Genomic DNA, 13,897 nt, shown 5'->3' on the forward strand with positions numbered 1-13,897 from the left:
CTACTTCATAACGCTCAACTATGCATATAAGATATTTTTTCGTAATACTTCTTACAGTATTTATATTTCTTAATGCTGCAGGCCAGTTTATTTTTACGCCAAAGAAACCCATTGAAACACTTAACCGGTCTATTACTGATAAATATGAAACCATCCAGTTAAAAGATTCTATTCCTTTTTCAGCTATCCATATTATTGATTGCCGTTACGATACAACTAATATCGGTTTATACTTAGATGGGTATCTTGTTTTAAAGGATTCAACCCAGCAGGTCGCATTGCAACATATCATTGACAAATACTATCATCAGTTATATACACCCGGTAAAGACACGTTACTTATCCAGCTGGAAAAATTCAGTGTAGAGGAAAATATTATTTCGCACAGCAATTTTGTTTATGCAGCAGGAAATGTCTCCTGCAAAGAATATTATGGTGGCAATAATGCTTATCAGTATTACAGGTTAGTTGATACAATAATTAAAGAGACATATAGCTATGAAACACTTCGTTCACATAAAAATGGTAAACACTCCAACAACGATTTCTGGGATTATTATCTCTTACGTTTATGCGATGCAATGCTTACAGACTCATCTGCTGTAACTGACAGCACAGCAATTGAAGCAAATAAATATTTTACTGCTACAGAAATACAGCAACAAGGTTTACAAAAAAGAGATAAACCTATCTTACTTGCAGACAGCCTTAAACCCGGCTTCTACCGAAACTTTACTGAATTTGTAAACAATGAACCAACATTTCTTTATGAGAACAATGAAAGTTTAAAAAACTTATTGAAAGTAATGCATTACCGTGTTGATAAAGACATCAGCAATGAAGCTCCTGACACTTCCTATTGGGGTTATTGCGATGGCAGGAATATGTATGTACGTTACGGTTACAATTTCTACCAGCTCGAAAGAAGAGATGCTGCATTTTATATTGCCCCTACATTAGACGCCACAAGGCGCAATTCCAACAAGGCAGCCTGGAATCTTCTCATAGGGCTTGCTGAATTGTCAACAAGCATTGCAGCAAAAGATGGCTTATATTTCGATGGATTCAGCACTATTCCTATACCCGAAGTTCCCATGATCGCGTTGTCCTTAGAGCCTGGTGTTAATATCCTTGGTTTGCGGATTGATCTTGATACAGGACAGATAACTTATTAACTGATCACTGTATTTATCAAGTAATAAAAAAATAGATCTTTATTTTGTACCCGGCAATTGATATTTCAATTAAGCTTCTGTTGCGTCGCACACTTGTACATATACAATATTATTCAACAAAAGAGTTTATTACTAACGCATGCTTACAAGCAATTAAAATTCTATAAACGTCAAAATAATTTTTGTTCCTGAAGGGTTACCATTAACGTCTTTTTTATCAATAATTTCAAGAGCAACATTTCTTTGATTCAATGCATTATTCAGATCAAGACGGCTTTGTGTTAAGTGCACGCCTTTTGATTGATGCGTGGATAGTTCGCCTTTGAATTTGTTTTGTTTAGAGATTTCTCTGCCGATACCATCATCTTCTACTATACAATAAACGGCATCTTCTTTTTTGGTGACAGAGACAGTAAGCGTTCCGCCTTCTTCTTTTGGCATAATGCCATGCCAGATAGCATTTTCAATAAAAGGCTGAATGATGAGTGCGGGTACCTGCATAGATTTTAAATCGATCGTTTCATCTATATTGAAGTGATAACTGAATTTTTTTCCAAAGCGCATGCTCTCTAACTGCGTGTATAATTTGCAGGTTTCGATTTCATCGAATAAAGTGATCTCTCTTTTATCTGAGTTTTGAAAGATGGTGCGGATGAGTTTTGAAAAAGTAGTTAAATAATTCACCGCTTTGTCTTCTTCTTTTTGTAGCACCAGTGCTTTAATTGAGTTCATGCAGTTGAAAATAAAATGTGGGTTCATTTGTGCACGAAGAGCCTGTGCTTCTGATTCGATTAGTTTTATTTTGAGAGAAGCTCTTTCTTGTTCAACTTGCCTGATTTCTTTTATATAATGAACTAAAAAATAGATTGCTGTCCAACTGGTCGTAATGATTGATATTTGATAATAAGCATAGATGGTAAAACCAAAAAATTCATCTGTAAGAGGGTTCTGAGGGTTTGTGCTTTGCTGTATACCTGTAATGGTAAGAACCCAAAGAAAAAATACAGTTCCCAAAAAAGCCCAGAGGGCACTTAGCAAAGACAAATAAACTATTTGATGTGCAAAGTTTTTTTGAAATATTTTAAAAGCTTTTATGGTTACCCTTAACGAATGGCTAAATACAATTCCAAAGAATACAGTTGTAAGTGCACGTACAAAAAAACCTGACCCTCCAGGGTTGGTAAGAACATTTACGAAATATAGGAAGAATGCAAAAATATTCCACCCAATTAGTTGACATTTCCAATATGATGATACTTTAATTTTCATTTAATTATTTTACTTTATCTAAGTTTTTGAACGGATTGTTTGCAATCGTGAGAGGTAAATAACTCCTTATAGCTTCAATATCTATATAAGTTAAAAACATTCAGGCCTAAAAGAATTAAGGAGTAAGCAATATTCTGCAGTACAAGTGTGCGACGCAACAACAGCTGCACAAAGTATTACAGCTAAGTACAAAAATTACTACTAAAATTCCACAAAGGTCAGGACTACTTTTGTACCGGCAGCATTACCTGCTGTATCTTTCTTATCAATAATTTCAACGGAAGCATTTCTTTGATTTAATGCATTATTCAGATCGAGGCGGCTTTGTGTTAAATGCACACCTTTTGACTGGTGCGTGGAAGGCTCGCCTTTGAATTTATTTTGTTTGGACATTTCTCTGCCGATACCATCATCATCTATAATACAGGAAATAGCATCTCCTTTTTTGGTGACAGAGACAGTAAGTTTTCCGCCTTCTTCTTTTGGCATAATGCCATGCCAGATAGCATTTTCAATAAAAGGTTGAATGATAAGTGCAGGTACCTGTATAGATTTTAAATCAATTGTTTCATCAATATTGAAGTGATAACTGAATTTTTTTCCAAAGCGCATGCTTTCCAATTGTGTGTATAGTTTGCAGGTCTCTATTTCATCATACAATGTAATTTCTCTCTTATCTGAGTTTTGAAAAATGGTTCGTATCAGTTTAGAAAAAGTAGTTAAATAATTCACCGCTTTGTCTTCTTCTTTTTGTAGCACCAGTGCTTTAATTGAGTTCATGCAGTTGAAAATAAAATGTGGGTTCATTTGTGCACGAAGCGCTTTTGCTTCGAGTTGCAGCATATCCTTTTCATGTTTTGCTTTTACCCTTTCCTGTTTTCTTACAGCATTTACGCGCCACTTTACAATTACAAATACAAGTAATAAAACGCCTATAATTACTGATAACCAGAACCACCATGTTTGCCAGAAAGGTGGAGCAATAGTAATTACTAATTGTACTTCATTTTTTAGCCAGGGCCGACTTCCGCTTTTTGCTCTTATCCGCAAGTTATAAGTTCCGGGTTTAAGGTTTTCAAAATTGATTATGTTCAGTTCGTCACCAAAAATTGAGTACGGCATTACCTGCCATTCGCTGCTGAAATTATCCATCTTCCAGGAATATATAAGACTATCAGGATTGATACCGCGACATGAATAATAAATCTGGATATAGTTTTCATTATATTTTAAATTGATCTTTTTTAATGATTCGTACCGGCCATAAAATTCATACCTGGAATTATAGCGAATACCATTAAGCAGGATATCAGTAACAAACGGGCCATACAAACTGCTGTCTGATTTAAATGATGATGAATTATTTTGCATCCAGTTTTTGCTCCAGTAAAAGCCATCACCTTTGGTTATAAATAAATTGCCTAAAGCATCTGCTTTAATATCGGTTGTTTTATTTGCGGTATGATAAAATATAGTATCGTTTATAAATAAATATTCACCTGTACTGGTGTTGAAAACTGCGGGAAGAGAATCGGCGACAGCAACAAAAAGTTCATTAGCAGATTTTCTTGAAAAAGTGTTTATTGGGTACATTGTATCATTTCCCGACCTCTTTTTTTGATATTCAAAAAAGTTAACGTTTTTCGTTGCTATATTAAATTTTCCCATTCCTTTTTCCAATGTACTAAACCAGATGAATGAACCAATCTTATTTTCCTCAATGTTTGTAATTGTGAGTTTATTATTTTTTTCATCTTTAAAGTAATTAATGTTTTGTCCGGTTTGCTTATCATATCCATACAGCCCGTTGTTAGTGCCGATTAATATGATTCTTGTATCATCAGAGTTTTGTGCAAATGAGTAAGGTATAATGCCAGGCCCCAGGCTAAAACGTTTTACAGGCAGCGCGCCGGTGATAACAACAAAATTGCTATCCTTATCGATCCCAGGCACAAATGTTGGTAATACTTTATTACTGTTATCGGACTTAAATAACTTTGTCGCTTTTTCAATGATGTAAATGCTGTCATTATTTGTTGCAACGAACAAATTGCCTTCGCCATCAATCCATATATTGGTAACTACTTTTTGTTCTCCATTGTCAGTGGGGAAATTAAAAGGTGCACAGCCAATGGCTTTGTTTAGATTATAATTTATACATCCAAAATTGTTATGGTTGCTTACAACATACATTATTTTATCAGGGCCTTCACACATTAGTTTTATCCCTGTAAGAGAATCATACTGATCTTTAAAAATATTTGAATTCTTACCTAGAAATGATTTCCCTCCTTTGTCATTAATTAAAGGACCTGAAGTTGTAACAAGTTCAATTTGCATTCTGTCTATTTCAGCTATACCCATGGAATGAGCAACCAATACAGAACCTTTTGTAGTACATAGAATATTGCCAAATTTCAACAGTTTTATACCTGAAAAAACATCTTGTGGAATAGTTTCAAATTGCTGGGCAAAAGCAGCGGAATAAATGAACAAGCTAAGTATTAATATTCGAAATGGTTTTGACATATGCTTACTGGTAGTTACACTGCATGAATAACATTTATTCATCTTCTAAATATAAAATTCTTTTACTCTATTTCATAATGCGTTTAAGTAAACCTCCGATATGGGTTTATAACATACCGATCCGGGCTGACAACTGTTTATTTACTTTTAGCACCATTAGCTTAAAGAGGCAAACTGCCAAGTGAAAAGCACTATCTGCTAAATGTATATTTGATGATACTTATCGGGAGTATAACTTAAAATGAAAATGCCAGACATAATCTATAACATGTATGAAGCCGATCCTTATTTCTATTGCTTTAATATTTGTCGCATATCATGCAATTGCACAGGGTGATTCTACAAATAAAAAGATAGCAGTAAAAGACAGTTTGCATAGTAGTGTAAATATATTCATGGGCAAATCATCGGCACTGTCAAATGGTTACTATATTCATTTCCCTTCAGATACAATGCAGGATTATAAAAGAATGCCATTATTTTTTTATGATAATACCTATCAAGGATCTTCTTCAACAGGTTTATGGAATACTGCTGGTTCTCTCTTAATTTCTTTCCTGGCAGAAAAAACAAGACATCAATATTTTTACCTTCCCCCTAAATAAATTATTCTTTCGGGTTTAGAATTTATCAACCGGATTCACATACTTCTTTACATAATTGTATTACGGCTGTTCATTCCTGCCTGGCAACCGTTTTCTTTTATTATGCAAACTCTTTTATACATCAATTACTGCATTATATAAATTGTAACAGCATATTTATTAACTCTCTGTTGATACAGCAGTAAATAGATAATAGCTTGATTATTGAAATGAAATTATCATTTCAGAAAAGTAACATTCATTATTAATCAAAACATTTCAACCATGAAGACTTTAAAATCAATACTGATTATTTTGTTGCTTGTATTTGCAGGCAATAGTATGGCGCAAACAAAATTTGCTGTATGGGCAGGGCTTTCACCTTCATTTTATTATACAAGTGATGATTATTATAATCAATCATCTTCTGCCGATTTTAAAGCAGGGTTTTGCGCAGGTATTAATGTACATATTGCTATGGGAAAACATTTTGCTTTCGAACCAGGGTTGTCCTTTGTACAAAAAGGTGGTATAGAAACTGATAATACTACAGGCACTGAATTCAAAAGTACACTTACACTTAATTACCTTGAATTACCGTTGGATTTTATTTACAGCAGAAGAAACCGTTTTTATTTTGGTATCGGTCCATCACTGGATTTTGGTATTTCAGGAAAAGATAAATTAAGCGCCGGCAACGAACATACCACAATGGACATAAAGTTTGGCAGTGGCGATAACGATGATCTTAAGAGTTTTGATGCGGGTGTAGACCTGCTTGCGGGCTTTCGTTTTAAAAATGGTTTATTTGTAGCAACAAATATCAATACAGGTTTTGTAAATCTTTCAAACGACAATACATCAAAATTTTACAATGCTTACTGGGGAATAAAATTGGGCTACGTGTTCGGTAATAAATAAACCTAAGATCAGAACATAGCGATTTCTCTCTCGTTGCGGGATACATATTATGCAGCACAAGAGTGCGACGCAAAGAACGATGATGCATGTACAAATGCTGGTAACATAAAAAGTTTCTTACTCTTTCTACAGACTGGATTACACTGTTATCAAATGAACGAGGTGGGCTTTCCAACTCAAATATTTCCGGTGATAAATCACAAGATAGCAGGGGCAGCTTTGATTTTTGGGGCAACAAAACTTGATTTTGTGAACTCCGGGATGCCCGAAGCTCTTATTAATTGTTTAGCGTAATAAACAACTTATTTATAATGCCCGTTAAGGTTTCGTACTTATTCTTTGTACCACTGCCGTTGTTATTAGTATAAAATGCAAAAAAATTGAGTAGAACCGCAATATTCAATTAGCATCTGCATCCCGGTGTTTTTAGCTTTATGCTGCAAAAAAATACGGTAAATACTTTTTCAGCAATTAAGTGTTAGCAAACTTTTGACCGGATCTGTTACCAACAAAAAAATTTCTTCTAACCTCAATACTTCAGCCATGCAACGCCTCCCATTGACAAAACTGTTAGTACAGTTTTATGCAGTTTCTGTACACGCATATTTATGTTGTACGCAGGGCCCCGATTGCTATTGCAGCTATACAAAATCAATGATTGTTTATGGCTACAGATAAGACGGTGAATTAGTTGTTTCCATGCTGCAATACAGGTAGCAACGCCTGTTGTGTCACTCACTTCAGGTTTCTGTTCTTTATTCAGCACGAAAACGAAATGAATAAAATGATGAACAATATTTTGCAGTACAAATGTGCGACGCAACAGGAGATGCTATAAAGAACTGCAGTTTATACCCAAAAAATTTCTCAAAAAAATCGCTGCCAGTGTATGGTAAGCTGGCATAGAAAAAATTCAACAAACATTCCTAAAAGCTACTTAACAGTTAGCCTGAAATAACTGAACACTAATACTATGTCCACACAATTATAAACAATCAAAACAAAGGAGGTTCTTATGAACAAAGTCCAGCAAGTTACCGGTACTAAACAAAAAAAACCGGGCGTTGGTAGTCTGTTACTCATTATTAATTTCCTGGTGATCGTTACGATCTTCGGCTGTAAAAAACAAGACACAGCTTTCCAGAAAGAATCAACAAGCCAGGATCTTACATCTGCTGATGTCAGCAATATCAAAGCTGATATAATTGTGCAGGCAGGCACTTCTATACAGGCTGCAATTGATGCCGCACAGCCGGGAAATGTTATAAAAATTGAAGCTGGTATCTATACAGAGGCCCTGCATATAGAAAAAGCAAACATTAAGATCATTGGTCTTCCAACCGCAACCAGCGAAGTGATTATTCAAAATCCTGGTGATGAAGAAAATGGTATCACTGTTACAGATGCAGGTGATGGTTTTTTACTAAGAAATGTTACTGTACAGAATTTTGAAGAAAACGGTGTTTATCTTGACAGCGTAGATGGCTTTTCGCTTATTCATATTGCTACCATTAGCAATGGAGAGTATGGTCTGTTTCCGCTGCATTGCAGTAATGGCACTATATCTCATTGCAGTGCAACAGGGCACAGCGACACTGGTATATACGTTGGTCAATCCAATAATGTAACTATGGAAAGCAACACTGCATTTGGCAATGTAATAGGAATGGAAGCAGAGAATTCAGATGATATAGAAGTAACCCATAACCAGTCTTACGATAACTGCACAGGTATAATGGTAGATCTGCTTCCACAGAAAGACATTAAGACATCGAACAATGTTCATGTAAGCGGAAACCATGTGTTCAATAACAACCATATAAACTTTGGTGAAGAAGGTTCTCTTGAATCTGTAGTGCCTGTTGGTATTGGCATATTAATACTTGGTACTGATAATACACAGGTTGATAACAACAACGTAACAGATAACAATTTTACAGGCATTGTAGTATTTAGCACATTGGTGCTTGGTGAACTGGCGGGTCTTCCACCGGAATATTTTGCAGATATAGAACCTAATCCGGATGGTGCTTACATTTTCAAGAACCAGGCAAAAAGAAATGGTTCTGCACCGCCACCATTACCAATAGAATTACCAGGTGTTGATCTTTTATGGGATGGAGCAGGTATTAATAACTGCTGGGCTAATAATATTTTTAAAACAAGCTCGCCAGATCCGTTGCCAACTTGTAATTAATAGAATGCTGTTTAGGGGTTTGAAGTATAAGGGGTGCCTTTCCAGGCGCCCTTTAAGAACCTCTTCATAGTACTTATAACATTTAAACAATAAATAAAACTGCCATGAAATACAGATCAACAATACTGCTGATTGCAGTTGCAGTTAGCTTGTTTACAAGTTCCTGCATGCACTATTATTATGCTCCCAGTTCAAATAACATTCCATTACTAAAAGAAAAAAATGATGGGAATATTGAACTTAAATATAGTGTAGGAAATTATTACGAGGGAGTTGAAGTCCAAAGCGCTTATGCAGTTGGGAACCATGTAGGTGTACAATTGAATTTTTTTACAGCATCGGAAAGTGAGGAAGACTATGGATCAGGAAATGGCTCCTATATAGAAGCAGCAGGCGGGTATTTTAAACCCACCACTAATCATAAATGGGTCTTTGAAACATATGCAGGTATTGGAACTGGGGTCGTTAATAATAAGTATGGATCTGCAGAAACTTCAAAAGCAGGGGTAACCAAATTTTTTGTACAGCCCTCCTTTGGTTTTACGAACCCCTATTTCGATATAGCGATTGCTTCAAAATTTAGTCTGGCAAACTTTAAGGTAAAGAACTCCTCTGTAAATAAAGATGCATTTCCGGTAGATTACGATGACATACAATTGCTAAAAAACACCAAATCATTTTTTATATGGGAGCCGGGAATTATGATGAGAGGAGGATTTAAAAGTTTGAAATTCCAGGGCAGCCTTACAATAGCTGTTCCGTCTAATTCAGCTTTAAGTATAGACAATGTAAATTATTCAACGGGTATTATGATACCATTTAAACCTAAGAAGCAATCACAGGTAGTACCAACTCAATAAGAAAAACATCTACCCAGTTCCTGCATATTCAAATTAACAATGTATTGCTTTATGCATAACTGTGCTTACAATTTCTTCTATTGTATGGGTAAGAAGTAATTTATATGGAGGATCATTTTGTAACCAGTTGTTTACATGCGTTGAGAAGTTTTCATCAATACCATTAACTACCGGCACGTCAAAATTTTTCAACGCTTCTGCATTGCATAGTTGTTCATACTGCCCTTTGATAGGCAGGCATAATAATTTCTTACCAAGGTATAATGCTTCTGCAGGTGTTTCAAAACCTGCACCGGTAATAATGCCCGTGCAGTTGATCATACTTTCATTAAAAGCATGATTACTGATTGGTATAAATGTAATATGCTTATCAACTGTTACCTGTTTTACTTTTTTAGAGAATACTTCAAACCGTGTATCTTTTACTTTATGCAATTGTGGCGCAACAACCTCATCTGCATAATGAGACAGGTAAACGGTTATATGCCCTTTATCAGCAGGTTCGGCGGCAAGAATATCATTTTTTATAACAGGGTTGTAAATAAAATCATCGTATTGTTCAAAGTGAAGGCCAATATAGTTTGTAGCAGTAGCAAATTTTTTGAGAATAAATTCACCTGCCGGGTCTTTCCTTAAAGGTCGTGGTGTTTTATCGCTTTGAAAACTTGCCTGGTGACCAAAACTTATAGAAGGAATTTTTTTCTGCCTGCAGGCCAAAGAAGTTATGCTTTCAAAATCGTTGATCACCACGTCGTATTTTTCTACAGGCAATCGCTTTGCATCTTTATAAGCATTTACTACGTTCAATTCCTTTAGCATGCGCCAGTAATCAAGCCCGCCATTTTTATGATAAAACAAACTTAATCCTCTGCTGCGGAATTTTACAGGAAGGGCAGTTTGCAGGTCACTGTTACTTCCGCTAAGAAAAATATCTACTGTTCCATACCGTTGAAGAAAGGGCAACAGTTCTGCGGCTCTTGCTATATGTCCATTGCCCGTTGCTTGTACTGCATAAAATATTTTCAATCTGCCTTTACTTTAAGTGAGGTAATAAACATAGCCACTTCATTGGTAAGCACATTTAATTCGGGCAATTTTTTTTCCATTTTTACTATTGTTGCTTTCTGGGCCTCAAATGCCTTTTCATCATAATGATAGATCTTCCATTCATTATCCATGTATTCAAGTGAGGTAAGGTTCTCAATCCAGTCTCCGCTGTTTAAATATGTTACTTTACCATCTTTTGTTTCAACGATTCTTTGTTGCGGCTGGTGTATATGCCCGCAGATAACATAATCATATTTCTTTTCAATGGCAAGCTCTGCAGCTGTTTGTTCAAAGTCAGCGATCCATGATACTGCCTTCTTTACACTGTTTTTTACTTTTTTACTAAAGCTCATTTTTTCACGGCCCATCAGTTTTAAACCCCAATTTATAAAACTGTTGATGAGTATTAAAAGATCATAGCCATGTCCGCCAAGTTTTGCCAGCATTTTTGCACTGCCTTTTGTTGTTGCATCAAATACATCTCCATGAAAAATCCACGTCATCTTACCATTTATTTCCATTACCATTTTATCGGTAAGTTGAAAATTACCTATTTCAATATCGCTGTAGCGGCGCAGCATTTCATCATGGTTACCGGTAATATAAATTACCCGTGTGCCTTTTCCCAGCAGGCTCATGATTTCTTTTATAACCTGCATGTGTGCCACAGGAAAATATCTTTTACTGAATTGCCAGCCATCAATAATATCGCCATTCAAAACAAGAATACGCGGGGTAATGCTTTTCAGGTAATTAACTAGTTCATTGGCGTGGCAGCCATAGGTGCCAAGATGCAGGTCACTCATTACCACAACATCAACATATCTGCGCTCCATAGTATTGGGGTTTTACAAAAGTCCCAAGATTATATTACGTACATGTTATGTAAACATTAAGCCATTGTGATCTGTTTGTGAATGTAATGTTAGCAATAATGAATTTTGTTAGCCCCACAATTGAATAACTATTTAGCTTTCGTTGCGTCGCACTCTTGTACTGTTGAACGCGAATCGTCAATTTAATCTTCTCTGTATCTACCATTTTCATTTCCCAATTGACGAATAAAGCTTTGAATGTACAAGTGAGTGACACAACAACAGATGCCATTATAAACTATTGCTTACAAAAAATAATTGAGAAGCAAACAGTCAGCACATTAAAAATTACAGTGATCGTTTATACAATCTTCATAGTTATTTAAGCCCCACTAATTGCTTATGCTGTTTGTTTGTACTACTTTTACTTTACAAATCCGCTACTGACAATGGCGGATTTTTTATTGTACCAACATTATAAACCATAAAAAAACTTTTTTGCCTATAAGTATTATTTATTTGTTTTTCGGTTAGTATTGTTTCTTTGAGTATCTACTTACAGACTTTCAGTAACTGATAAACAATTAAATATTTTTTCAATTTAAAATCCAATTTTTATGAAGTTAACCAACAGAACTTTTGTTCTAACGGCAATGCTAGCCGCATCGATCAGTCTTTTTTATGCATGTTCTAAAAGCGCAACAGGAACCGTTGCTCCTGTATCAAGGGTTTCTGCTACAAGCTCAAGTAATCTCGATCTTGACCCTACTACTATGTGTGGCATCGCACTTGAAGCTCCATTAACAGCAGGGCAAACAATTCCAGCAGGTTCAATCTCTATTCAAAATGATCCGAACAATGTGTATGTAACTTATAATACCAGTGGCGACTGGAAGTTATCAGAAGTTCATTTAAGCATTGACTGCAATACCAATGGAGATTGTACGCAGGCAAAGAGCTCTGATCTGGCACCTGGTAAATTTCCTTACAAAATGGTATTTAATGCTGGAACGGCCGGTCCTTGTGATCCTAGTACGGGTTTACCTACCAGTTACACTTTTGTTATATCCAGAGCTGAGTTAGGCACATGTACATGTTTTTGCGTTTATCCACACGCTGTTGTAGTAAGATGCGATGGTAGTTCTATAGCAGAAACACAAACAGCATGGGGTGGCAATGTTATGCAGATAACAAACGGTAAATGGTATGGTGGTACTAATTATTGCCTGCAGGAATGTGGCGATCTTGGAAAATAAAACCATTATCCTAAATAAAACAAAAACCTAATCAGTAAAACAAAGGGCGGCTTTTAAAAGCCGCCCTTTGTTTTAATTATCCATTAAAACAATTTCGTAAAAACTTAAAACCCGTTTTCTTTATATAAAAGAATCTACTTTTACCGGGTAATCCGTATGGTATGTTTTTCTGCCCTAAGCATTCAGCATAACGACTTCTGATTATTCAAGATCTAAACCCGTTATTCCAGCATTGTTTGGCAGTTGCATATCTATTAATTAATCATTAATCCGTTTAACTATGAAGCGAATTTTATCTTTCGCGGCAATATTATTTATTGCTGCAGTCTTTCTCCCTTCGAAATTATGCTTGTGATGGCGCGGCCAAAATTAAAGTAAAAGGAGGAACAGCACCCTACACAGTAGTTTGGAATGATGGCTATATAGGTGTTGCACGAAATGGTCTTTGTAAAGGAACATATACTGTAACAGCAACAGACGCAAACGGCTGTATTGTTGTATGCACGCTGAAAATAAAATGCGGCGCTGAAGGCACGCAAATAACAGCGGTTACTTCGTCATCCTTAATTACAAAAGATGATATAAGCGTTGCAGCATCTCCAAACCCCACAAAAGGATTAGTAAGACTTTCTGTAAGTGCTGCAAAAAGTGGTAGCGCTATTGTTAATGTGTACGATATGACCGGTAAAAAAATAAGCACAGAAAAATTTGCTGTAAACCCCGGAACCAATATAAAAAGTATTAATCTCAGCAAATATGCCAAAGGATTTTATAATGTGGAAATGATTGTAGGCAACGGAAAAAAATTGGTAAAAGTTATGGTTCAATAGATGTGTTTTCTTTTGATCTAAAACCGTCTCCTTAACGAGACGGTTTTTTTATTTTTGTTAGTATTATAATGCTGGTTGCATGAGAAGAAATTTTTTGGAGCCGGCATTTGTATTTCATGGCAGCTTTGATTGCGTCGCACACCTGGGTGGAGGGGAATCAAAATTAGCAACTAAAATATTTTGTAAATAAGAACAGCATGAGGTTTATTAACAAAATGATCTTTGTGTAGCTTGCGAATAGAAATATTGTTCACTATTTTAGGACGATACAGTTCCGAACGCACAAGTGAGTGACACAACCTGCGATGCCCAAAGCACAAGGGTTAGTAACCAAAAAATACTTATCGCTTTTAGTTACAAACATGCCTTGCAGCCGTACATTTGCTGCACATTATTCCACAACAAATTTTATTG

At 35.7% G+C, this 13,897-nt stretch carries 11 protein-coding genes; 7 read left to right on the forward strand and 4 right to left on the reverse strand.

Features of this window, described 5'->3' with window-relative positions; translation table 11 throughout:
* Window positions 1–20: 20 nt before the first annotated feature.
* A complete protein-coding gene (locus tag FRZ67_RS13390) occupies window positions 21–1,175 on the forward strand; it encodes a hypothetical protein (RefSeq protein ID WP_147190053.1) in 1,155 nt (384 codons plus the stop codon).
* A gap of 153 nt (window positions 1,176–1,328) precedes the next feature.
* Here the strand turns inward: FRZ67_RS13390 and FRZ67_RS13395 are convergent, their stop codons facing one another.
* Together FRZ67_RS13395 and FRZ67_RS13400 are read right to left on the reverse strand one after the other, a co-directional pair.
* The gene (locus tag FRZ67_RS13395) at window positions 1,329–2,444 is read right to left on the reverse strand and encodes a sensor histidine kinase (protein WP_147190055.1); all 1,116 of its coding nucleotides are present in this window, start codon (window positions 2,442–2,444) and stop codon (window positions 1,329–1,331) included.
* A 201-nt stretch (window positions 2,445–2,645) separates the two neighbouring features.
* Complete coding sequence (locus FRZ67_RS13400; protein WP_158638368.1) at window positions 2,646–4,973, reverse strand: sensor histidine kinase; 2,328 nt, start codon at window positions 4,971–4,973, stop codon at window positions 2,646–2,648.
* Between the two features lie 272 nt (window positions 4,974–5,245).
* Between FRZ67_RS13400 and FRZ67_RS13405 the strand changes: the two genes are divergently transcribed.
* The 4 genes from FRZ67_RS13405 (at window position 5,246) to FRZ67_RS13420 (ending at window position 9,535) form a co-directional block, all read left to right on the forward strand.
* A complete protein-coding gene (locus tag FRZ67_RS13405; RefSeq protein ID WP_147190058.1) occupies window positions 5,246–5,578 on the forward strand; it encodes a hypothetical protein in 333 nt (110 codons plus the stop codon).
* Between the two features lie 264 nt (window positions 5,579–5,842).
* On the forward strand, window positions 5,843–6,478 hold the full coding sequence (locus FRZ67_RS13410) for a porin family protein (protein WP_147190060.1): 636 nt from the start codon (window positions 5,843–5,845) through the stop codon (window positions 6,476–6,478).
* 1,015 nt (window positions 6,479–7,493) lie between these two features.
* Window positions 7,494–8,675 carry a parallel beta-helix domain-containing protein gene (locus tag FRZ67_RS13415; RefSeq protein WP_147190062.1) on the forward strand — a complete coding sequence of 394 codons (1,182 nt, stop codon included), beginning with the start codon at window positions 7,494–7,496 and terminating at the stop codon, window positions 8,673–8,675.
* 104 nt (window positions 8,676–8,779) lie between these two features.
* Entirely contained in the window at window positions 8,780–9,535 is a 756-nt protein-coding gene (locus FRZ67_RS13420) for a hypothetical protein (protein WP_147190064.1), read from the forward strand.
* A 33-nt stretch (window positions 9,536–9,568) separates the two neighbouring features.
* Here the strand turns inward: FRZ67_RS13420 and FRZ67_RS13425 are convergent, their stop codons facing one another.
* Window positions 9,569–10,561 (reverse strand): glycosyltransferase family protein, encoded by a 993-nt coding sequence (locus FRZ67_RS13425; RefSeq protein ID WP_147190066.1) that lies wholly within the window; start codon window positions 10,559–10,561, stop codon window positions 9,569–9,571.
* Complete coding sequence (locus tag FRZ67_RS13430; RefSeq protein ID WP_147190068.1) at window positions 10,558–11,418, reverse strand: UDP-2,3-diacylglucosamine diphosphatase; 861 nt, start codon at window positions 11,416–11,418, stop codon at window positions 10,558–10,560. The genes FRZ67_RS13425 and FRZ67_RS13430 overlap by 4 nt, the downstream gene beginning before the upstream one ends.
* A gap of 596 nt (window positions 11,419–12,014) precedes the next feature.
* On the opposite strand from FRZ67_RS13430, the gene FRZ67_RS13435 reads away from it, so the two are divergent.
* Both FRZ67_RS13435 and FRZ67_RS13440 read left to right on the forward strand, forming a co-directional pair.
* Entirely contained in the window at window positions 12,015–12,653 is a 639-nt protein-coding gene (locus FRZ67_RS13435) for a hypothetical protein (protein ID WP_147190070.1), read from the forward strand.
* Window positions 12,654–12,970: 317 nt separating this feature from the next.
* Window positions 12,971–13,483, forward strand: coding sequence for a T9SS type A sorting domain-containing protein (locus tag FRZ67_RS13440; protein WP_147190071.1), 513 nt, complete (start codon window positions 12,971–12,973; stop codon window positions 13,481–13,483).
* Window positions 13,484–13,897: the final 414 nt, after the last annotated feature.

Origin of the sequence: Panacibacter ginsenosidivorans (assembly GCF_007971225.1) — a bacterium.
In the GTDB taxonomy this organism is placed as follows: domain Bacteria; phylum Bacteroidota; class Bacteroidia; order Chitinophagales; family Chitinophagaceae; genus Panacibacter; species Panacibacter ginsenosidivorans.